Annotated in this window: 22 protein-coding genes and 1 riboswitch; of the genes, 16 read left to right on the top strand and 6 right to left on the bottom strand. The window is 48.6% G+C overall.

The window, feature by feature from the left end; all coding sequences use genetic code 11:
- Positions 1-3 precede the first annotated feature (3 nt).
- Genes G434_RS17890 through G434_RS17900 form a run of 3 tightly spaced genes read left to right on the top strand, consistent with a single transcriptional unit; the run spans position 4 to position 4,224 of the window.
- The gene (locus G434_RS17890) at positions 4-678 is read left to right on the top strand and encodes a fimbria/pilus periplasmic chaperone (RefSeq protein WP_000677328.1); all 675 of its coding nucleotides are present in this window, start codon (positions 4-6) and stop codon (positions 676-678) included.
- A 15-nt stretch (positions 679-693) separates the two neighbouring features.
- On the top strand, positions 694-3,174 hold the full coding sequence (locus tag G434_RS17895; RefSeq protein ID WP_000945425.1) for a fimbrial biogenesis outer membrane usher protein: 2,481 nt from the start codon (positions 694-696) through the stop codon (positions 3,172-3,174).
- A gap of 15 nt (positions 3,175-3,189) precedes the next feature.
- Positions 3,190-4,224 (top strand): putative fimbrial-like adhesin protein, encoded by a 1,035-nt coding sequence (locus G434_RS17900; RefSeq protein WP_000702202.1) that lies wholly within the window; start codon positions 3,190-3,192, stop codon positions 4,222-4,224.
- A gap of 81 nt (positions 4,225-4,305) precedes the next feature.
- Here G434_RS17900 and rcnB read toward each other — a convergent pair whose 3' ends face one another.
- Together rcnB and rcnA are read right to left on the bottom strand one after the other, a co-directional pair.
- Positions 4,306-4,644 carry a Ni(II)/Co(II) efflux transporter accessory subunit RcnB gene (rcnB, locus tag G434_RS17905; RefSeq protein ID WP_000153073.1) on the bottom strand — a complete coding sequence of 113 codons (339 nt, stop codon included), beginning with the start codon at positions 4,642-4,644 and terminating at the stop codon, positions 4,306-4,308.
- 218 nt (positions 4,645-4,862) lie between these two features.
- Positions 4,863-5,687: a nickel/cobalt efflux protein RcnA gene (rcnA, locus tag G434_RS17910; RefSeq protein WP_000134561.1), complete on the bottom strand. Its 825-nt coding sequence runs from the start codon at positions 5,685-5,687 to the stop codon at positions 4,863-4,865.
- Positions 5,688-5,807: 120 nt separating this feature from the next.
- Here rcnA and rcnR point away from each other — a divergent pair, with 120 nt between their 5' ends.
- The 5 genes from rcnR to G434_RS17935 all read left to right on the top strand — a co-directional run bounded on the left by rcnR (position 5,808) and on the right by G434_RS17935 (position 9,569).
- A complete protein-coding gene (gene rcnR / locus G434_RS17915) occupies positions 5,808-6,080 on the top strand; it encodes a Ni(II)/Co(II)-binding transcriptional repressor RcnR (RefSeq protein ID WP_000019944.1) in 273 nt (90 codons plus the stop codon).
- 91 nt (positions 6,081-6,171) lie between these two features.
- Positions 6,172-6,268: riboswitch (TPP riboswitch) on the top strand.
- Positions 6,269-6,302: 34 nt separating this feature from the next.
- Positions 6,303-7,091, top strand: a complete 789-nt coding sequence (gene thiM, locus G434_RS17920; RefSeq protein ID WP_001195596.1) for a hydroxyethylthiazole kinase — start codon at positions 6,303-6,305, stop codon at positions 7,089-7,091.
- On the top strand, positions 7,088-7,888 hold the full coding sequence (gene thiD / locus G434_RS17925) for a bifunctional hydroxymethylpyrimidine kinase/phosphomethylpyrimidine kinase (protein WP_000822280.1): 801 nt from the start codon (positions 7,088-7,090) through the stop codon (positions 7,886-7,888). The genes thiM and thiD overlap by 4 nt, the downstream gene beginning before the upstream one ends.
- Positions 7,889-7,952: 64 nt before the next feature.
- A complete protein-coding gene (locus G434_RS17930) occupies positions 7,953-8,771 on the top strand; it encodes a glycoside hydrolase family 25 protein (RefSeq protein WP_001306379.1) in 819 nt (272 codons plus the stop codon).
- A gap of 51 nt (positions 8,772-8,822) precedes the next feature.
- Positions 8,823-9,569 (top strand): GntR family transcriptional regulator, encoded by a 747-nt coding sequence (locus G434_RS17935; protein ID WP_000434038.1) that lies wholly within the window; start codon positions 8,823-8,825, stop codon positions 9,567-9,569.
- Here G434_RS17935 and G434_RS17940 read toward each other — a convergent pair.
- The 3 genes from G434_RS17940 to G434_RS17950 are packed head-to-tail and all read right to left on the bottom strand — an operon-like array spanning position 9,543 to position 12,783.
- Positions 9,543-10,508, bottom strand: coding sequence for a carbohydrate kinase family protein (locus tag G434_RS17940; RefSeq protein WP_000011941.1), 966 nt, complete (start codon positions 10,506-10,508; stop codon positions 9,543-9,545). The two genes, G434_RS17935 and G434_RS17940, sit on opposite strands and share 27 nt — an antisense overlap.
- Positions 10,505-11,509: an ADP-ribosylglycohydrolase family protein gene (locus G434_RS17945; protein ID WP_000846212.1), complete on the bottom strand. Its 1,005-nt coding sequence runs from the start codon at positions 11,507-11,509 to the stop codon at positions 10,505-10,507. Before G434_RS17945 ends, G434_RS17940 begins: the two co-directional genes overlap by 4 nt.
- Positions 11,506-12,783, bottom strand: a complete 1,278-nt coding sequence (locus tag G434_RS17950) for a nucleoside permease (protein ID WP_000858471.1) — start codon at positions 12,781-12,783, stop codon at positions 11,506-11,508. The genes G434_RS17945 and G434_RS17950 overlap by 4 nt, the downstream gene beginning before the upstream one ends.
- Positions 12,784-13,039: 256 nt before the next feature.
- Here G434_RS17950 and fbaB point away from each other — a divergent pair, with 256 nt between their 5' ends.
- The 8 genes from fbaB to G434_RS17990 all read left to right on the top strand — a co-directional run bounded on the left by fbaB (position 13,040) and on the right by G434_RS17990 (position 20,568).
- Complete coding sequence (fbaB, locus tag G434_RS17955; RefSeq protein ID WP_000129551.1) at positions 13,040-14,092, top strand: class I fructose-bisphosphate aldolase; 1,053 nt, start codon at positions 13,040-13,042, stop codon at positions 14,090-14,092.
- 227 nt (positions 14,093-14,319) lie between these two features.
- Positions 14,320-15,174 (top strand): tagatose-bisphosphate aldolase subunit GatY, encoded by an 855-nt coding sequence (gene gatY / locus G434_RS17960; protein WP_001306380.1) that lies wholly within the window; start codon positions 14,320-14,322, stop codon positions 15,172-15,174.
- Positions 15,175-15,202: 28 nt separating this feature from the next.
- A complete protein-coding gene (gene gatZ / locus G434_RS17965) occupies positions 15,203-16,465 on the top strand; it encodes a tagatose-bisphosphate aldolase subunit GatZ (RefSeq protein ID WP_000853852.1) in 1,263 nt (420 codons plus the stop codon).
- 9 nt (positions 16,466-16,474) lie between these two features.
- The gene (gatA, locus tag G434_RS17970; protein WP_000182900.1) at positions 16,475-16,927 is read left to right on the top strand and encodes a PTS galactitol transporter subunit IIA; all 453 of its coding nucleotides are present in this window, start codon (positions 16,475-16,477) and stop codon (positions 16,925-16,927) included.
- Positions 16,928-16,957: 30 nt separating this feature from the next.
- Complete coding sequence (gatB, locus tag G434_RS17975) at positions 16,958-17,242, top strand: PTS galactitol transporter subunit IIB (protein ID WP_000823282.1); 285 nt, start codon at positions 16,958-16,960, stop codon at positions 17,240-17,242.
- Positions 17,243-17,245: 3 nt separating this feature from the next.
- On the top strand, positions 17,246-18,601 hold the full coding sequence (locus G434_RS17980; RefSeq protein WP_000490661.1) for a PTS galactitol transporter subunit IIC: 1,356 nt from the start codon (positions 17,246-17,248) through the stop codon (positions 18,599-18,601).
- Between the two features lie 47 nt (positions 18,602-18,648).
- Positions 18,649-19,689, top strand: a complete 1,041-nt coding sequence (gene gatD / locus G434_RS17985) for a galactitol-1-phosphate 5-dehydrogenase (RefSeq protein WP_000844212.1) — start codon at positions 18,649-18,651, stop codon at positions 19,687-19,689.
- Between the two features lie 105 nt (positions 19,690-19,794).
- Positions 19,795-20,568 carry a DeoR/GlpR family DNA-binding transcription regulator gene (locus G434_RS17990; protein WP_001295426.1) on the top strand — a complete coding sequence of 258 codons (774 nt, stop codon included), beginning with the start codon at positions 19,795-19,797 and terminating at the stop codon, positions 20,566-20,568.
- Between the two features lie 81 nt (positions 20,569-20,649).
- On the opposite strand, the gene yegS is transcribed toward G434_RS17990, so the two are convergent.
- Positions 20,650-21,549: a lipid kinase YegS gene (gene yegS, locus G434_RS17995; RefSeq protein ID WP_000807371.1), complete on the bottom strand. Its 900-nt coding sequence runs from the start codon at positions 21,547-21,549 to the stop codon at positions 20,650-20,652.
- Positions 21,550-21,940 lie beyond the last annotated feature (391 nt).

Raw genomic sequence — 21,940 nt, 5'->3', positions numbered from 1 at the left:
AAGATGAAAGGATTATTAGCTTTACTCATTTCTTCTATGGTCCTTCCTGCACATGCCGGTATTGTTATCTACGGGACGCGTATTATTTACCCGGCAGAGCACAAAGAAGTGATGGTGCAGTTGATGAACCAGGGAAACCGTTCTTCGCTGCTGCAGGCGTGGATTGATGATGGTGATACGTCGTTACCACCAGAAAAAATTCAGGTTCCTTTCATGTTAACGCCACCAGTGGCAAAAATAGGGGAAAATTCCGGGCAGCAAGTAAAAATCAAAATTATGCCGAATAAACTGCCCACTAATAAAGAGAGCATTTTTTATCTGAATGTTCTGGATATTCCACCAAATAGTCCAGAGCAAGAGGGCAAGAATGCACTGAAATTTGCAATGCAAAACAGAATCAAATTGTTTTACCGGCCTGCGGGTATTGCACCGGTAAATAAAGCGACATTTAAAAAGTTACTGGTAAATCGCAGTGGCAATGGATTGGTGATAAAAAATGACTCAGCAAATTGGGTAACGATTTCGGATGTCAAAGCTAATAATGTCAAAGTCAATTATGAAACTATTATGATTGCCCCCTTAGAAAGTCAGAGTATTAATGTCAAAAGTAATAATGCGAATAACTGGTATCTGACCATTATCGATGACCATGGCAACTATATTAGTGACAAAATTTAATTGCAGGAGCTGCCTATGTTGAGAATGACCCCACTTGCATCAGCAATCGTAGCGTTATTGCTCGGCATTGAAGCTTATGCAGCTGAAGAAACCTTTGATACCCATTTTATGATAGGTGGAATGAAAGACCAGCAGGTTGCAAATATTCGTCTTGATGATAATCAACCCTTGCCGGGGCAGTATGACATCGATATTTATGTCAATAAGCAATGGCGCGGGAAATATGAGATCATTGTTAAAGACAACCCGCAAGAAACATGTTTATCAAGGGAAATTATCAAGCGGTTAGGCATTAATACCGATAACTTTGCCAGCGGTAAGCAATGTTTAACATTTGAGCAACTTGTTCAGGGTGGGAGCTATACCTGGGATATCGGAGTTTTTCGTCTCGATTTCAGTGTCCCGCAGGCGTGGGTGGAAGAACTGGAAAGTGGCTATGTTCCACCGGAAAACTGGGAGCGAGGTATTAATGCGTTTTATACCTCTTATTATGTGAGTCAGTATTACAGCGACTATAAAGCGTCGGGTAATAGCAAGAGTACATATGTACGTTTTAACAGCGGGTTAAACTTACTGGGGTGGCAACTGCATTCTGATGCCAGTTTCAGTAAAACAAATAGCAATCCAGGGGTGTGGAAAAGCAATACCCTGTATCTGGAACGTGGATTTGCCCAACTTCTCGGCACGCTTCGCGTGGGTGATATGTACACATCAAGCGATATTTTTGATTCTGTTCGCTTCAGCGGTGTGCGGTTGTTTCGTGATATGCAGATGTTGCCTAACTCGAAACAGAATTTTACTCCACGGGTGCAGGGGATTGCTCAGAGTAACGCGCTGGTAACTATTGAACAGAACGGTTTTGTGGTTTATCAGAAAGAGGTTCCTCCTGGCCCGTTTGCGATTACAGATTTGCAGTTGGCCGGTGGTGGAGCAGATCTTGATGTCAGCGTGAAAGAGGCGGACGGTTCGGTAACCACCTATCTGGTGCCTTATGCAGCGGTGCCGAATATGCTGCAACCTGGCGTGTCGAAATATGATTTTGCGGCGGGTCGTAGCCATATTGAAGGGGCGAGCAAACAAAGTGATTTTGTCCAGGCGGGTTATCAGTATGGTTTTAATAACTTATTGACGCTGTATGGCGGATCGATGGTCGCGAATAATTATTACGCGTTCACTTTGGGGACTAGCTGGAATACACGCATTGGTGCCATTTCCGTCGATGCCACGAAGTCGCATAGTAAACAAGACAACGGCGATGTGTTTGACGGGCAAAGTTATCAAATTGCCTACAACAAATTTGTGAGCCAAACGTCGACGCGTTTTGGTCTGGCGGCCTGGCGTTATTCGTCGCGTGATTACCGGACATTTAACGATCACGTTTGGGCAAACAATAAAGATAATTATCGCCGTGATGAAAACGATATCTATGACATTGCCGATTATTACCAGAACGATTTTGGCCGTAAAAATAGCTTTTCTGCCAATATGAGCCAGTCATTGCCAGAAGGCTGGGGTTCTGTGTCCTTAAGTACGTTATGGCGAGATTACTGGGGGCGTAGCGGCAGCAGTAAGGATTATCAGTTGAGTTATTCCAACAACCTGCGACGGATAAGCTATACCCTCGCGGCAAGCCAGGCTTATGACGAGAATCATCATGAAGAGAAACGTTTTAATATTTTTATATCGATTCCCTTTGATTGGGGTGATGACGTTACGACGCCTCGTCGGCAAATATATATGTCTAACTCAACGACGTTTGATGATCAGGGTTTTGCCTCAAATAATACGGGATTATCGGGAACCGTTGGAAACCGGGATCAATTTAACTATGGGGTCAACCTGAGTCATCAGCATCAGGGAAATGAAACAACAGCTGGAGCGAATTTAACCTGGAACGCGCCGGTGGCAACGGTGAATGGCAGTTATAGTCAGTCGAGTACTTATCGACAGGCTGGAGCCAGTGTTTCAGGGGGCATTGTCGCCTGGTCGGGTGGCGTTAATCTGGCGAACCGTCTTTCCGAAACGTTTGCAGTGATGAATGCGCCAGGAATTAAAGATGCTTATGTCAATGGGCAAAAATATCGCACAACAAACCGTAATGGAGTGGTGGTATACGACGGAATGACACCTTATCGGGAAAATCACCTGATGCTGGATGTGTCGCAAAGCGATAGCGAAGCAGAATTGCGCGGTAACCGGAAAATTGCCGCACCTTATCGCGGCGCGGTTGTACTGGTTAATTTTGATACCGATCAGCGCAAGCCCTGGTTTATAAAAGCGTTAAGAACGGATGGGCAACCATTAACGTTTGGTTATGAAGTCAATGATATCCATGGTCATAATATTGGCGTTGTCGGCCAGGGAAGCCAGTTATTTATTCGCACCAATGAAGTTCCGCCATCGGTTAATGTAGCAATTGATAAGCAACAAGGACTTTCATGCACAATCACCTTCGGTAAAGAGATTGATGAAAGTAGAAATTATATTTGCCAGTAATAGTCAGGTGGTTCTATGAAAATTCGCATAATGCTATTTATATTAATGATGATGGTTATGCCAGTGAGCTATGCAGCATGTTATAGTGAGTTATCTGTTCAGCACAATTTGGTTGTTCAGGGGGATTTTGCACTTAGTCAAACACAAATAGCGACATATGAGCATAATTTTAATGATTCGTCATGCGTGAGTACAAATACTATCACCCCTATGAGCCCGTCGGATATTATTGTTGGACTTTATAACGATACCATTAAATTAAATTTACATTTTGAATGGACCAATAAAAACAACATCACGTTGTCAAATAATCAGACCAGTTTCACCAGTGGTTATTCGGTAACGGTGACACCTGCGGCCAGTAATGCAAAAGTGAATGTTTCTGCGGGGGGCGGCGGTTCAGTAATGATTAATGGTGTTGCAACATTATCCAGTGCTTCATCATCGACACGCGGGAGTGCTGCAGTACAATTTTTACTGTGTTTATTCGGTGGCAAGTCATGGGATGCATGTGTAAATAGCTACAGAAATGCATTGGCACAAAATGCAGGTGTCTATTCCTTTAATCTGACATTGTCATACAACCCGATAACCACAACCTGCAAACCGGACGATTTATTAATTACTTTAGAGAGTATTCCCGTTTCACAATTACCAGCCAAAGGTAACAAAGCAACAATAAATAGTAACAAAGGGGATATTGTTCTGCGTTGTAAAAACTTATTAGGTCAACAAAATCAAACATCACGGAAAATGCAGGTGTATTTATCAAGTTCTGACTTGTGGGGCAGTAGTAACACGATCCTGAAAGGTGCGGAAGATAATGGCGTAGGATTTATTCTTGAAAGTAATGGTTCGCCAGTCACACTTTTAAATATCACTAACAGCAGTAAAGGATATACAAATTTAAAGGAAGTTGCTGCGAAGTCAAAACTTACAGATACAACGATTTCAATTCCGATAACTGCCAGTTACTACGTCTACGATACAAACAAAGTTAAATCTGGCGCACTGGAGGCAACCGCATTAATCAACGTGAAATACGACTAATAACAAGCAAGACGAGCAAGTGGCTAATAATAAAAATAATAAGGTGTCTGCATTTCCCCCTCTCTTCGAGGGGGCTTTTTTTCAGCGATGATAAAAAATCTCACCGTCGTAGGCTTTAATGATTTTACCGTCGGTGTCGTTGATCAACACGTACGCGCCACCCATATAGGTCCAGTGTGTCCCGGCATCAGGCGCGGGCAGGTTACGTAACTGCCACTGCTTAATGTTGTACTCATCGGTGCGGTACATCTCTGGGACGGTATCGCCTGGTTTGAAATGCTTAAAGTCAGCAATGAAACTGCTTAACTCATACTTAGAAATTCCCGAGGTATTGGTCGAACCCGCGGTGGCTGGTGCGGCCCAGGCGGCACTGGTAACCAGCAAAAGCACACCCAGCAACATCTTATTTTTAATGGTCATAAACTCTCCACTTTGGGGATCTGTAATATCAGTCGCATATCTTTCCTGCCATACAATATAACTGACAAGCGATATTTTGTTAGTGATCCCATGATTTCGTAAAAAGTGTAAATGAAAGGATGCCCTAAAAGCATCCTTAGCGAGCAGAGAGTCAGCGGAAATAGCTGATTTAAGAATCATCCTGGGCTGAAGATAACATGCAAGCCTAAAGGATTGAGTTATCGCATTATGCCCATGAAGCCATGTACGCCCATATACACACCAACTAAGCCAATCAACAGACTGGAAAAATAGGGGGCGCGTTTAGCGAGAGTGTTAAATCCGCTCCAGCGTTTTGCGACCTGCTGAACGCTGATTGCTGCGCCAACGCCTACGGTGACAAGCGTTAACGCCAGGCCAATGCTGAAACTGACGACCAGTGTTGCGCCCAGTGTCAGGGCTTTCAACTGAATGCATATCAACAGCACGGTAATTGCTGCCGGGCAGGGGATAAGGCCACCGGTTAAGCCAAATAGCAAAATTTGCCAGTTGGTGACCTCTCTACCATCAAAGCGTCGTTTAATGTCATTGGCATGGGCTCGTGCATGGGCATCCTGATACTCGCCATGTTCGTGATGGTGATGATGTCCATGGTCGTGGTGATCTTCGTGATCGTGGTGATGATGCTCATGATCATGCTCGTGCATATTCTCCAGCCAGTTGCGTTCGCCGCGCCAGGTACGCCAGAACATCCAGAACGCGGTGCCAATAATGATCACTGCGGAAATCAACTGGAGCCACGGTTCTGCTGATTGAGCAGTAAAGCGCTTGCTGATCACCATCCCGCCAAAGGCAATCAACCAGACCACCGCGGTATGCGAAATGGTTGCTGCCAGTCCGAGCATCACCGCCTGTTTAATGGTGTCTTTGATGGCGATGATAAACGCCGCCATCATCGTTTTTGAGTGCCCTGGTTCCAGGCCATGAAGCGCACCAAGTAAGATGGCGCTGGGGATGAAGAACCAGGCGTTTCCTTGCTGAAGAAGAGTGGTAAATTCGGTCATGATAATAATTCTTAGTATTAATTCGGCAATCTTATTCTACTCCCCCCCAGTACCTGATACTACCCCCCAGTAGATTAATAGTGCTATGATTTTTCATATTCTTGTTAACCAGGTGTTGCCATGTCTCATACCATCCGTGATAAACAGAAACTGAAAGCGCGTGCCAGTAAGATTCAGGGCCAGGTCGTGGCGCTCAAGAAAATGCTCGACGAGCCGCACGAATGCGCTGCAGTTTTACAACAGATTGCTGCTATCCGTGGCGCGGTAAACGGTCTGATGCGGGAAGTGATTAAAGGTCATCTGACGGAACACATCGTTCACCAGGGGGATGAGCTAAAACGTGAAGAAGATCTGGATGTCGTTCTGAAGGTGCTGGATTCTTATATCAAATAATTTATTAACGCGATTGTAAAACTGCGGTTTTTACTCGTTTACAACGCGTGCGCTGGACATTACCATCCTCCTCTGCGATTTATCATCGCAATCAAACGACTCGGGGTGCCCTTCTGCGTGAAGGCTGAGAAATACCCGTATCACCTGATCTGGATAATGCCAGCGTAGGGAAGTCACGGACCACCAGGTCATTGCTTCTTCACGTTATGGCAGGAGCAAACTATGCAAGTCGACCTGCTGAGTTCCGCGCAATCTGCGCACGCGTTACACCTTTTTCACCAACATTCCCCTCTTGTGCATTGCATGACCAATGATGTGGTGCAAACTTTTACTGCCAATACCTTACTGGCGCTCGGTGCATCGCCAGCGATGGTTATCGAAACCGAAGAAGCCAGTCAGTTTGCGGCTATCGCCAGTGCGTTGCTGATTAACGTTGGCACACTGACGCAGCCACGCGCACAGGCGATGCGTGCCGCCGTTGAGCAAGCAAAACGCTCTCAAACACCCTGGACGCTTGATCCGGTTGCGGTTGGTGCACTCGACTATCGCCGCTGTTTTTGTCTGGAACTTCTGTCTCATAAGCCAACAGCCATACGTGGTAATGCTTCGGAAATCATGGCATTAGCTGGCATTGCTAATGGCGGACGGGGAGTGGATACCACTGACGCCGCAGCTAATGCGATACCCGCTGCACAAACACTGGCACGGGAAACTGGCGCAATCGTCGTGGTCACTGGCGAGGTGGATTATGTTACCGATGGACATCGTATCATTGGCATTCACGGTGGCGATCCGTTAATGACCAAAGTGGTAGGAACTGGCTGTGCATTATCGGCGGTTGTCGCTGCCTGTTGTGCGTTACCCGGCGATATGCTGGAAAACGTCGCATCTGCCTGTCACTGGATGAAACAAGCCGGAGAACGCGCAGTCGCCAGAAGCGAGGGGCCAGGCAGTTTTGTTCCACATTTCCTTGATGCGCTCTGGCAATTGACGCCGGAGGTGCAGGCATGAAACGAATTAACGCTCTGACGATTGCCGGTACTGATCCGAGTGGTGGTGCGGGGATTCAGGCCGATCTTAAAACCTTCTCGGCGCTAGGTGCGTATGGTTGCTCGGTAATCACCGCGCTGGTGGCGCAAAATACCCGTGGCGTACAGTCGGTTTATCGCATTGAGCCTGATTTTGTCGCCGCCCAGCTCGATTCGGTGTTCAGCGATGTGCGAATCGATACCACTAAAATCGGTATGTTGGCGGAAACCGATATTGTTGAAGCGGTGGCAGAACGGCTGCAACGTTATCAGATCCAAAACGTGGTACTCGACACCGTTATGCTGGCAAAAAGCGGCGACCCGCTGCTTTCACCTTCGGCAGTTGCCACGCTACGCAGTCGATTATTGCCACAGGTTTCATTAATAACGCCAAACTTGCCCGAAGCAGCCGCCTTGCTCGACGCGCCACACGCGCGCACCGAACAGGAAATGCTGGAACAAGGGCGATCGCTGTTGGCGATGGGCTGTGGCGCAGTGCTAATGAAAGGTGGTCATCTGGATGATGAGCAAAGCCCGGACTGGCTGTTTACCCGCGAGGGTGAACAACGGTTTACCGCACAGCGCATTATGACCAAAAACACTCACGGCACTGGTTGTACGCTCTCTGCGGCGTTGGCTGCACTGCGCCCGCGCCATACAAACTGGGCTGACACCGTACAGGAGGCAAAAAGCTGGCTTTCATCGGCATTAGCCCAGGCCGACACGCTGGAAGTTGGTCACGGTATTGGTCCGGTTCACCACTTCCACGCCTGGTGGTGAGCACCGTACTATAGCCGCTTTGGTTATTGTCAGCCTTTGGTGCTGACATTCAGGGATGAAACCAATGCAGTTGAGAATCACCAGTCGAAAAAAATTCACCGCTTTATTATGCGCTCTTGGGCTAATTTCCATCGTTGCAATTTATCCGCGTCAGACGGTGAATTTTTTCTATTCGACAGCAATTCAGATTAAAGACTACATCCACTTCTACGGTTATCGCCCGGTTAAATCTTTCGCTATTCGCATTCCTGCCAGTTACACCATTCACGGAATAGATGTTTCGCGCTGGCAGGAGCGGATCGACTGGCAGCGGGTGGCAAAAATGCGCGATAACGGTATTCGCTTACAATTTGCCTTTATTAAGGCGACGGAAGGCGAAAAGCTGGTGGACCCCTATTTTTCGCGTAACTGGCAACTAAGCCGCGAAAATGGCCTGCTGCGCGGGGCGTATCATTATTTTTCCCCGTCGGTATCCGCTTCAGTTCAGGCGCGATTATTTCTGCAAACGGTGGATTTTGCCCACGGCGATCTCCCTGCCGTGCTGGACGTAGAAGAACGGGGAAAATTATCGGCAAAAGAATTACGCAAGCGGGTAAGTCAGTGGCTAAAAATGGTCGAAAAACGCACGGGAAAAAAGCCGATTATTTACTCAGGAGCCGTTTTTTATCACTCGAATCTGGCGGGCTATTTTAATGAATATCCGTGGTGGGTGGCTCACTATTATCAACGTCGTCCGGACAATGACGGAATAGCCTGGCGCTTCTGGCAGCATTCCGACCGTGGACAGGTAGATGGCATTAATGGTCCGGTGGATTTTAATGTGTTTAATGGCACGGTGGAGGAGTTGCAGGCATTCGTTGATGGGATTAAAGAAACGCCTTAAATAAGAAGCAGTGATATACTCCCACCAGACTCCCTGGCAGGAAAAAGACAAATGGAACAAGCGCATACCCAGCTGATTGCACAACTGAACGAACGTATTTTAGCGGCGGATAACACGCCGCTTTATATTAAGTTTGCCGAAACGGTAAAAAATGCCGTGCGCAGCGGGGTGCTGGAGCATGGCAATATTTTGCCCGGTGAGCGTGATTTAAGTCAGTTAACCGGCGTTTCGCGCATTACGGTGCGCAAGGCGATGCAGGCGCTGGAAGAAGAGGGCGTGGTGACGCGTTCGCGTGGTTACGGCACGCAGATCAACAACATCTTCGAATACTCGTTGAAAGAAGCGCGAGGTTTTTCTCAGCAGGTGGTATTGCGCGGGAAAAAGCCCGATACACTATGGGTTAACAAGCGTGTCGTGAAATGTCCCGAAGAAGTCGCGCAGCAGCTGGCGGTCGAAGCGGGAAGTGATGTCTTTTTGCTTAAGCGTATTCGCTATGTCGATGAAGAAGCGGTATCGATTGAGGAATCGTGGGTTCCGGCACATTTAATTCATGATGTTGATGCCATCGGGATTTCTCTTTATGACTACTTCCGCAGCCAGCACATTTACCCACAACGTACGCGTTCCCGCGTTAGTGCCCGGATGCCGGATGCCGAGTTTCAGTCACATATTCAGTTAGATAGCAAAATACCGGTGCTGGTGATCAAGCAAGTGGCGCTTGACCAACAGCAACGGCCTATTGAGTACAGCATCAGCCACTGTCGCAGCGATCTATACGTTTTTGTGTGCGAGGAGTAGTTCCTCGCGCGTTGGCGCACAATCACCGCCCCGATGCCCGACAACCCACGACGCCACTGCATTGCCCAGTAATACAGCATCCGCCAGTGGCAGACCAGAGGCCAGCCCGGCAAGTACGCCACCTGCATGACTGTCGCCCGCCCCAATGGTGTCTACAACTTGCGTTGGATATGCCGGAATGCAGCCAGAAGCGTCGTTGCTGAAATACCATGCGCCTTCTTTATCGAGACGAACGATCAACGGCGCGGCAAATTTCTCCTGCCATTGCTTGCCAAGTGTTGTTATCTCTGCGGATAAAGCAAAACGTTCGGCGGCAATCTCAGCCTCCTGACGATTGAGTGACACTAAAGGTCGACAGGCCATGATCCGCGCCAGTAATGCGTCCGGGATATCGCCAATACGTGGGCCAAAATCGATAAACGGCGTCACGTCTTGCAGCTCTTCCAGCCATTCCACTAACAATTCGCCGCAGGGCGAGGCCAGTTGATAACCGGAAAAATAGAGCAGGCTGCCAGGCGCAACGGTTAATCGTGCCAACCATTGGCGATTCCATTGATTTTCCACACCGCTGAATGACATAAAAGTGCGTTCGCCATCCGGCTCAACCAGCGCCAGACACCAGCCGTTATCGCCTTCGGCGTTATCGATCAGGCTGATTAACCCCTCTTTCGCCATCCGGTTGCGAATAATCTCCGCCCACACGCCCTGACCGAGCGGCAAGGCATTACCCGCTTCGATGCCGAGGCGCTTTAACGCCACGGCAATATTCAGTGCGCAGCCGCCAACGTTAACGCTCTGCTGTTTCAGTTCGATATCGCACCCACGCCAGGGGAGGGCATAAGCGTCGGCGATCACATCAATGACCGCCGCGCCGACGACCATCACCGGCTGACGCGTGGCTAATTCAGGCAGCAGCGTGTGTAATCGAGCGCCGCTCATATCGCCTCCCGTTGTTGGCGATACTTCGCCAGCGCCGTGGCATAGCGGTTGAAATCAAGCTGATTTACCGCATCCAGTTCCGTCTTTAACGCAGGATCGATTGCGTTAACGCCATGCAATGCGCCGCAAATTGCCGTCGCCATAGCACCGATGGTGTCTGTGTCGCCGCCAAGGTTAGCGCACAGGACGGCGCAACGGTTCGGGTCGGTTTGTGCCAGTTCAACCAGCGCAATGGCGCACGGAACGGACTCAATAGTGCTGGTACCTGCGCCAACGACCTGGTAAAGCTGTTCGCTGGCGGATTCGATGCCGTCGGCATTGCGCACAATTTTCAGCGCAATCTCCAGACGTGCTGCCAGTGAGGCGCTGAAGGTAGTGATGCGTTTTTGTTGAGCATGTCGCGCAATTGAAGGCAGTGAATCAACAATTGCTGACCAGCTTTCTCCGTCAATGGCACGAGAAATCGCCCATGCGATGACTACCGCCCCCGCAACCGCCAGATCGGATTTATGTGTCGGGCTGGAGGCCAGCGCCACATCATCAATAAAGGAATCAACATCACGCGCTGGAAGCAAACAACCTAATGGCGAGACGCGCATCGCTGCGCCGTTGGTCACGCCGTTATTTTCCAGTTCAGCAACGGGTTTACCGTCGCGAATGGCGTTAAGCGCAATCTTCGAGGTCGGACCTAGTACGTTTTTGTTAAAGGCGTCGAAACGCAGCGCCCAGTCGAGAATATTACGCCCAATCAGATCTGGATCGATCTTGCCTTCACGTTCCAGTAACGCATCCGCCAGACACAGCGCCATCGAGGTATCGTCGGTGAATTCGGCGCGGTTAAAATAACAGGCTGCGTTATTCTCCTTTGGTCCAGGCAGAAAACGATCAATCCAGCCAAAGTGTGCTTTAACGCGGCTGCGTGGCCAAAGCTCGGAGGGCATCCCCATCGCATCCCCTAACGCCTGCCCATAAAGAGCACCGAGAATACGTTCTGTTTTCATTTAACTTCCCCTTGTGTCAACGCAATATCGCGATCATCGACCTTGATAGCCGTAATTTCGTTGTCGGATTCGCGGAAAAAAATCATGAACAGCACGGCGATAATGGCAATCATCACCGCGCCAAAAGTCCACATCCCGGACCAGTTGAAAGTCAGTCCGTTTACCGGTTCCTGATAAGCGAACATCTTTTCCATCATCACACCGCCAAGACGATAGCCGAGCAAACTGCCGAAGCCCTGGCAGCAGAGCGTGATCAGCCCCTGCGCGGCGGTACGCATATGCACGGGGGCTTTTTTATCGACATAGATGTAAGCGGTAACGTAGTAAAAATCGTAACTTACGCCGTGAAGCAAAATACCGAGGAACAGTAACGCGTAGGTGAAATATTCATCCGCACTACCGTAAATAAAGAAGCCATAGCGGATCGCAGCGGTGACCAGACCAAGTAATAATACCTTTTTGATACCAAAGCGTTTGGTGAAAAACGGCAATGCCAGCATAAAGAAGATTTCAGAGAACTGGCCGAGCGTCATCCAGCCAGTGGCGTTTTTCATACCGACTTCGGTCAGATAACCGTTGGCAAAGATGTAATAGAACGCCAGTGGCATCGCAAACAGGAATGAACAGAAGAAAAAGACGAGGAAGTTTTTATCGCGCAGCAGGATCAGCGCATCCAGGCCGAGCATGACTTTAATGTCCATTTTGCCGGTGCTTTTTGGCGGCGTGTCGGGCAGGAAAAACGCAAACACACCGAGCAGAGCAGAACTTCCGGCAGTAATCAGCAGCGGGATGTTAGTCGGAGAGATATCGGCATAACCCAGCATTTGCGGCAAAAATCCACATGCCAGACCAGAGGCAATCCAGCCGATAGTGCCCATCACACGAATGCGTGGGAAATCACGCTCCACATCCGGCACGTTGGCAAAAGCGATACTGTTAGTCAGCGCAATGGTCGGCATATAGGTTAGCGAGTAGGCCAGCAGTAACGGGAAGAACCCGGCAAAAGTGGTCTGTTGCGCAGCGAAATACATCAGCGCCGCACCAGCGAACATCAATACCGCCAGCACTTTCTGCGCCGAGAAAAAGCGGTCAGTGATGGAGCCAACCAGAATTGGCGACAGGATCGCCGCAATGGCGGTACAGGCATACGACCAGCCAATTTCTCCGGCACTAAAACCGCTTTTACTTAACCACAACCACAATGGCACAAACCACGCGCCCCAGATAAACCATTCAACAAACATCATGAACGACAGCTTTGCTGTTGTTTTCATCTTTTAATTCCTTCATGACAGGTAATGTAAGGTACGCGATGACAATACCATTTAATAATACCTTTTAAATACCTTTGCGGTGAAAACTTGACCGCGGTAACATTTTTTCTGATGAATCGAGCCAACAGAAAACGCTGATAAAACATCCAAAAGATGGAAAAACTCGCCTGTAACGACCAGGATTATGATTGCCCGCAAAAGGCGGGCCAGGACAATCCATAGCCGATATCCAATCGGAATTTACGGGAGCATAGTAATGACAGATATTGCGCAGTTGCTTGGCAAAGACGCCGACAACCTTTTACAGCACCGTTGTATGACTATTCCTTCTGACCAGCTTTATCTCCCCGGACATGACTACGTAGACCGCGTGATGATTGACAATAATCGCCCGCCAGCGGTGTTACGTAATATGCAGACGTTGTACAACACCGGGCGTCTGGCTGGCACAGGATATCTTTCTATTCTGCCGGTTGACCAGGGCGTTGAGCACTCTGCCGGAGCTTCATTTGCCGCTAACCCGCTCTACTTTGACCCGAAAAACATTGTTGAACTGGCGATCGAAGCGGGCTGTAACTGTGTGGCGTCAACTTACGGCGTGCTGGCATCGGTATCGCGGCGTTACGCGCATCGCATTCCATTCCTCGTCAAACTTAATCACAACGAGACGCTAAGTTACCCGAATACCTACGATCAAACGCTGTATGCCAGCGTGGAGCAGGCCTTCAACATGGGCGCGGTGGCGGTTGGTGCGACTATCTATTTTGGTTCGGAAGAGTCACGTCGCCAGATTGAAGAAATTTCTGCGGCTTTTGAACGTGCGCACGAGCTGGGCATGGTGACAGTGCTGTGGGCCTATTTGCGTAACTCCGCCTTTAAGAAAGATGGCGTTGATTACCATGTTTCCGCCGACCTGACCGGTCAGGCAAACCATCTGGCGGCGACCATAGGTGCAGATATCGTTAAACAAAAAATGGCGGAAAATAACGGCGGCTATAAAGCGATTAATTACGGTTATACCGACGATCGCGTGTACAGCAAGTTGACCAGCGAAAACCCGATTGATCTGGTGCGTTATCAGTTAGCTAACTGCTATATGGGCCGCGCAGGGTTGATAAACTCCGGCGGTGCTGCAGGCGGTGAAACTGACCTCAGCGATGCAGTGCGTACTGCGGTTATCAACAAACGCGCAGGCGGAATGGGGCTGATTCTTGGACGTAAGGCGTTCAAGAAATCGATGGCTGACGGCGTGAAACTGATTAACGCCGTGCAGGACGTTTATCTCGATAGCAAAATTACTATTGCCTGATACGCCTTATACGAACAGCACTACCACGTATGACGGAAAAGGCGTTTACGTCGCATCCGGCATAAAAACACGCGCACTTTGCTACGGCTTCCCTATCGGGAGGCCGTTTTTTTGCCTGTCATTCTGATTAATTTTCGAATTGTCGTTTTTGTGATCATTATCTCGACATTTGAAAACAAATCATTTCATTATGTTTTGAAATCGAAAGTAAACGACAGGATATGAAAATGTACGTGGTATCGACAAAGCAGATGCTGAACAACGCACAGCGCGGCGGTTATGCGGTTCCGGCATTCAATATTCACAATCTCGAAACGATGCAAGTGGTGGTAGAAACCGCTGCCAACCTGCATGCACCGGTCATCATCGCCGGAACGCCTGGCACATTTACTCATGCTGGTACAGAAAATCTGTTGGCGCTGGTCAGCGCGATGGCGAAGCAATATCACCATCCACTGGCAATTCATCTCGACCATCACACGAAATTTGACGATATCGCTCAGAAGGTTCGTTCTGGCGTGCGCTCAGTCATGATTGACGCCTCGCATTTGCCTTTTGCGCAAAATATTTCACGGGTCAAAGAGGTGGTGGATTTTTGCCATCGCTTTGATGTCAGCGTCGAAGCGGAGCTGGGGCAACTTGGCGGCCAGGAAGATGATGTGCAAGTCAATGAAGCCGATGCGTTGTACACCAACCCTGTTCAGGCGCGTGAATTTGCCGAGGCAACCGGGATTGATTCCCTGGCGGTCGCCATCGGCACGGCTCATGGTATGTATGCCAGCGCACCGGTGCTTGATTTTTCTCGACTGGAGAACATTCGCCAGTGGGTGAACTTACCGCTGGTGCTGCATGGCGCGTCAGGGTTATCGACTAAGGATATTCAGCAAACCATCAAACTGGGGATATGCAAAATCAACGTTGCAACGGAGCTGAAAAATGCCTTCTCGCAGGCGTTAAAAAATTACCTGACCGAGCACCCCGAAGCGACCGATCCCCGGGATTATTTGCAGTCGGCTAAATCCGCAATGCGCGATGTGGTGAGCAAAGTGATTGCCGATTGTGGCTGCGAGGGCAGGGCATAACGCACCTGCCATTTAACAAGGAAAAAACATGAAAACGTTAATTGCCCGGCATAAAGCTGGTGAACATATTGGCATATGTTCAGTCTGTTCTGCCCATCCGTTGGTTATCGAAGCGGCGCTGGCATTTGATCGCAACAGCACGCGCAAAGTGCTGATTGAAGCAACGTCAAACCAGGTCAATCAATTTGGCGGTTATACCGGCATGACACCGGCGGACTTTCGCGAATTTGTTTTTGCGATTGCCGATAGAGTTGGGTTTGCGCGCGAACGCATTATTCTCGGCGGCGACCATCTGGGGCCAAACTGCTGGCAGCAAGAAAATGCGGATGCGGCGATGGAAAAATCCGTCGAGCTGGTAAAGGCATATGTTCGTGCCGGCTTCAGTAAAATTCATCTTGATGCGTCAATGTCCTGCGCGGGGGATCCCATACCGTTAGCACCAGAAACGGTTGCGGAACGAGCTGCTGTGCTTTGCTTTGCTGCGGAAAGTGTGGCGACAGATTGCCAGCGTGAGCAACTGAGCTATGTCATTGGCACCGAAGTGCCGGTTCCGGGCGGTGAGGCCAGCGCCATTCAGTCAGTACACATCACCCATGTTGAAGATGCCGCCAATACTTTACGTACGCATCAAAAGGCCTTTATTGCCCGTGGGCTGGCAGAGGCGTTAACACGCGTGATTGCCATTGTGGTGCAGCCAGGCGTGGAATTTGATCACAGCAATATTATCCATTATCAGCCGCAGGAAGCACAGCCGCTGGCGCAATGGATAGAAAACACCCGAATGGTTTATGAAGCACATTCTACCGATTACCAGACCCGGACGGCTTATTGGGAATTAGTCCGCGATCACTTTGCAATATTGAAAGTCGGTCCCGCATTAACCTTTGCTTTACGTGAGGCGATATTTGCGTTGGCACAAATTGAGCAGGAACTTATCGCCCCCGAAAATCGCAGCGGTTGCCTGGCTGTAATTGAAGAAGTGATGCTCGACGAACCGCAGTACTGGAAGAAATATTATCGCCCGGGTTTTAACGATTCATTACTGGATATTCGTTACAGCCTGTCGGATCGTATTCGTTATTACTGGCCGCATAGTCGGATTAAAAATAGCGTCGAAACGATGATGGTGAATCTGGAAGGCATGGAAATCCCTCTGGGCATGATTAGTCAGTATCTTCCTAAACAATTTGAACGCATTCAGTCCGGGGAATTATCAGCAATACCGCATCAGTTGATTATGGATAAAATTTATGATGTTTTGCGCGCCTATCGCTACGGCTGTGCGGAATAAGGACGGTATATGACTAACCTGTTTGTTCGTAGCGGAATTTCTTTTGTCGATCGTAGCGAAGTTTTAACCCATATCGGTAATGAGATGCTCGCGAAAGGTGTGGTTCATGATACCTGGCCACAGGCATTAATTGCCAGAGAAGCAGAATTCCCTACCGGGATAATGCTTGAGCAGCACGCCATTGCAATACCGCATTGTGAGGCGATTCATGCTAAGTCGTCAGCCATTTATCTGTTAAGGCCAACAAATAAAGTTCATTTTCAGCAAGCGGATGATGATAATGACGTGGCGGTATCGTTGGTTATTGCGTTGATTGTGGAAAATCCGCAGCAGCAATTGAAACTTTTACGCTGTTTATTTGGCAAGTTACAACAGCCCGAGATCGTCGAGACACTAATTACTCTTCCTGAAACTCAGTTAAAGGAATACTTCACAAAGTATGTTTTAGATTCAGACGAATAAATCCCTCTGTAACAATAAAAAGGACTATTTATGAAACGCAAGATTATTGTCGCTTGCGGAGGCGCGGTTGCGACCTCTACGATGGCGGCGGAAGAAATTAAAGAGTTGTGTCAGAGTCATAATATTCCTGTTGAATTAATCCAGTGTCGGGTTAATGAAATAGAGACCTATATGGATGGCGTGCATTTGATATGTACTACCGCCAAAGTTGACCGTAGTTTTGGCGATATTCCGTTAGTTCACGGCATGCCTTTTGTTTCTGGTGTCGGTATCGAAGCATTACAAAATAAAATTCTGACTATCTTACAGGGGTGACCTATGTTTTCAGAAGTCATGCGTTATATTCTCGACCTCGGCCCTACGGTGATGCTGCCGATTGTCATCATTATTTTTTCTAAAATATTAGGCATGAAGGCAGGCGATTGCTTTAAAGCGGGTCTGCATATCGGGATTGGCTTTGTTGGCATTGGCCTTGTGATTGGCTTAATGCTGGATTCCATTGGTCCGGCGGCGAAAGCGATGGCGGAAAATTTTGACCTGAATCTGCATGTGGTCGATGTCGGTTGGCCGGGCTCTTCACCAATGACCTGGGCGTCGCAAATTGCGCTAGTGGCGATTCCGATTGCGATTCTGGTTAACGTGGCGATGCTACTGACCCGTATGACGCGGGTGGTAAATGTTGATATCTGGAATATCTGGCATATGACCTTCACCGGCGCGTTGCTGCATCTGGCAACCGGTTCATGGATGATAGGGATGGCGGGTGTGGTAATTCACGCGGCGTTTGTTTATAAGCTCGGCGACTGGTTTGCCCGCGATACCCGAAATTTCTTTGAGCTGGAAGGCATTGCTATTCCGCACGGTACGTCGGCGTATCTGGGGCCAATTGCGGTGCTGGTGGATGCTATCATCGAGAAAATCCCAGGCGTTAACCGTATTAAATTTAGCGCCGACGATATTCAGCGCAAATTTGGTCCGTTTGGCGAGCCTGTCACCGTGGGTTTTGTGATGGGGCTGATTATCGGCATCCTCGCGGGTTACGATGTCAAAGGTGTATTGCAGCTGGCGGTAAAAACGGCGGCAGTTATGCTGCTGATGCCACGGGTGATTAAACCTATCATGGATGGTTTAACGCCCATCGCTAAGCAGGCCCGTAGTCGTTTACAGGCGAAGTTCGGCGGTCAGGAGTTCCTGATTGGCCTTGATCCGGCGTTGCTGCTGGGGCATACGGCGGTGGTATCGGCAAGCCTGATTTTTATCCCTCTCACCATTTTAATTGCTGTTTGTGTGCCGGGTAATCAGGTGTTGCCGTTTGGCGATCTTGCCACCATCGGCTTCTTCGTGGCGATGGCGGTCGCGGTGCATCGTGGAAATCTGTTCCGCACCTTAATCTCGGGTGTCATCATTATGAGCATCACCCTGTGGATCGCGACGCAAACTATTGGTTTGCACACCCAACTGGCGGCTAATGCTGGGGCGTTAAAAGCCGGGGGTATGGTGGCTTCAATGGATCAGGGCGGTTCTCCCATTACCTGGTTACTGATTCAGGTTTTCTCCCCGCAAAATATTCCCGGTTTCATTATTATCGGTGCCATTTATCTTACCGGTATTTTCATGACCTGGCGTAGAGCGTGTGGTTTTATTAAACAAGAGAAAGCCGTTCTCGCAGAATAATTTTTACCTGAGGGGGAGTTTATCCCCCTTAACAATCAGGAGTTTTTATGAAATCAGTGGTGAATGATACTGATGGTATCGTGCGCGTTGCAGAAAGCGTCATTCCTGAAATTAAACATCAGGATGAGGTACGGGTAAAAATTGCCAGCTCGGGCTTATGTGGTTCCGATTTACCCAGGATATTTAAAAATGGTGCACATTATTATCCAATAACGTTAGGCCATGAATTTAGCGGCTATATTGATGCGGTGGGATCCGGTGTTGATGATTTACACCCTGGCGATGCGGTTGCCTGTGTGCCGTTATTACCCTGTTTTACTTGTCCAGAGTGTTTGAAAGGGTTTTATTCCCAGTGCGCAAAATATGATTTTATTGGCTCACGGCGTGATGGTGGATTTGCTGAATATATTGTCGTTAAGCGAAAAAATGTCTTTGCTCTACCCACGGATATGCCTATTGAGGATGGGGCTTTTATTGAACCGATTACCGTTGGCCTGCATGCTTTTCATTTAGCGCAAGGTTGTGAGAATAAAAACGTTATTATTATTGGTGCCGGAACCATTGGCCTGCTGGCTATTCAGTGCGCTGTCGCGCTGGGAGCAAAGAGTGTGACGGCTATCGACATTAGCTCAGAAAAACTGGCACTGGCAAAATCTTTCGGTGCGATGCAAACATTTAACAGCCTTGAAATGAGCGCGCCGCAAATGCAGGGCGTTTTACGCGAGCTGCGCTTTAATCAGCTTATCCTCGAGACGGCTGGCGTACCGCAAACTGTCGAACTGGCGGTAGAGATTGCCGGTCCTCATGCCCAACTGGCGCTGGTGGGCACGTTGCATCAGGATCTGCATTTAATATCGGCAACGTTTGGCAAAATATTGCGTAAAGAGCTGACGGTTATCGGCAGTTGGATGAACTACTCCAGCCCTTGGCCGGGGCAGGAGTGGGAAACGGCGAGCCGGTTGCTGACAGAACGTAAGTTAAGCCTGGAGCCATTAATCGCTCACCGTGGAAGCTTTGAAAGCTTCGCCCAGGCGGTGCGTGACATCGCTCGTAATGCTATGCCGGGCAAAGTGTTGCTTATTCCCTGAAACCGCGGGCCAGCGTGATGCTGGCCCGGTATTGTGCAAAACAGATCATTCACCAATGGTCCCCCTTCGTTTACACTAGCCACAATTGAATATGGGTAAATGACGATGAATTCATTCGAGCGAAGGAATAAGATCATCCAATTAGTGAATGAACAGGGAACCGTGCTTGTTCAGGATCTGGCGGGAGTATTTGCTGCCTCGGAAGCGACAATCCGTGCCGATTTGCGCTTTCTCGAACAAAAAGGCGTGGTTACGCGCTTTCATGGCGGTGCGGCGAAAATAATGTCCGGTAATAGTGAAACCGAGACCCAGGAAGTTGGGTTTAAAGAGCGATTTCAGCTCGCCAGTGCGCCAAAAAACAGAATAGCGCAAGCGGCAGTCAAAATGATCCACGAAGGGATGACCGTTATTCTCGACAGCGGAAGTACGACAATGCTTATCGCCGAAGGTTTAATGACCGCCAAAAATATCACGGTGATTACCAACAGTCTCCCGGCGGCGTTTGCCCTTTCCGAAAATAAAGACATTACTCTGGTCGTCTGTGGTGGCACCGTCCGCCATAAAACGCGCTCGATGCATGGTTCCATTGCCGAGCGTTCATTGCAGGATATTAATGCCGATTTAATGTTTGTCGGTGCTGATGGTATTGATGCGGTTAATGGTATTACGACCTTTAATGAAGGTTATTCGATTAGCGGGGCGATGGTCACAGCCGCTAATAAAGTGATTGCCGTTCTCGATTCATCGAAATTTAACCGTCGCGGTTTTAATCAGGTACTCCCAATCGAAAAAATTGACATTATTATTACCGATGATGCCGTGTCAGAGGTGGATAAACTGGCATTGCAGAAGACACGGGTAAAATTAATTACGGTGTAGTATTGTTCTGTATGCCGGATAAGGTGTTTATACCGCATCCGGCATTACGGATTCTCCCTGGTTCAAGAGAGAATAGTGTGATTAACGCAACAATGGGCAATCTGGTGGTAATCGACAACGCAACGCCGCCGGAAGTATTTCAATATGAAAGTTTTGTCCGCTCAACGGTTCGCCATCAAGATTAAAAGTGATTTCGTGTGGGGCTTGTATATCAAACCACGACGAAGCGCCTTCGATAATATTCGGGTTATCTTCGTCAGATTTTAATGTTGATACGAGAGCCGGAAGAATTTCATCGCCGGTAAAAATGCGCAGTTGCAGCAAGCCATCGTTAATTAACGCGTTCGGGCACAATTGCTGACCGCCACCGGCCTGACGCCCGTTACCAATACCAATGACCAGGGCGTCACCTTGCCAGTGAAAGTTTTCACCGCGGATCTCACAACGGTCCGGTTGCAGAGTATCCATGCGCATTAAGCCATGAATGATGTAAGAGACGCCACCCAGCGCGGCTTTTAATTTTTCCGGCGTTTCTGTGGTAATACGCGTCCCAAATCCGCCTGTCGCCATATTAATAAAACAGGTTTGTTTGTTGACCTGCGCCATATCTATCGCAATGGCGTCACCGGCAATTGCCAGTTTCAGCGCCTTATCCAGTGCCTCAGGAATCCTTACACTGGTGGCAAAATCATTGGCGGTTCCTAATGGCAAAATTCCTAGCGCGGGTATGTCATCCCCCTCACACTGAATCAACGCCGTAGAAACTTCATTAATGGTGCCATCGCCACCACCGGCAATCACCGTTGCGACGCCCAACTTCCGGGCCTCCTCTACATATCGTGCGGCATCGCCTTTCTCCCAGGTGACCCGCACATGGATCGTCATTCCTTCCTCACGCAACAGCATAATTGCTTCGCGCAATGGTAAATTGTCAGTACTTTTGCCATTAAGAATCAGTAAGCTGGCGGGAAATTCTGCCATGATCGTATGTGCCTTTATGATTGGTCTGTAGATAGTGTAGAGCAGAAAAGAAAAGGTGGAGTCAGAACAGGATGAAAGTCGGAGGATAAAAAATCAGTTCAAGTATAGAGGATTCAGTGGTTACCACCAGGAGCTTGCAATGGGGACAGTGAATGTTAACGGTAGCCATAGGTAAATTTCAAAAAAGAGCATATACCTAATATTCAACTAAACAGTGGCATCTTCAATATACTATTAAAAATATATTAACCCCCCCATGGGGTTACCCGGAAGGGCCTCCGTGTATGTAATTCCTACTTATGTAGGAAATGTTGTACAGAACATTTATTATAATCCTATTCAATTATAATAATCATGCCATTATTATATTTTAACACCAGAGCGTGTCGTT

The organism is Escherichia sp. KTE172 (genome assembly GCF_000408845.1).
Lineage (GTDB): Bacteria > Pseudomonadota > Gammaproteobacteria > Enterobacterales > Enterobacteriaceae > Escherichia > Escherichia coli.
This window is presented reverse-complemented; position numbering and strand designations above follow the sequence as displayed.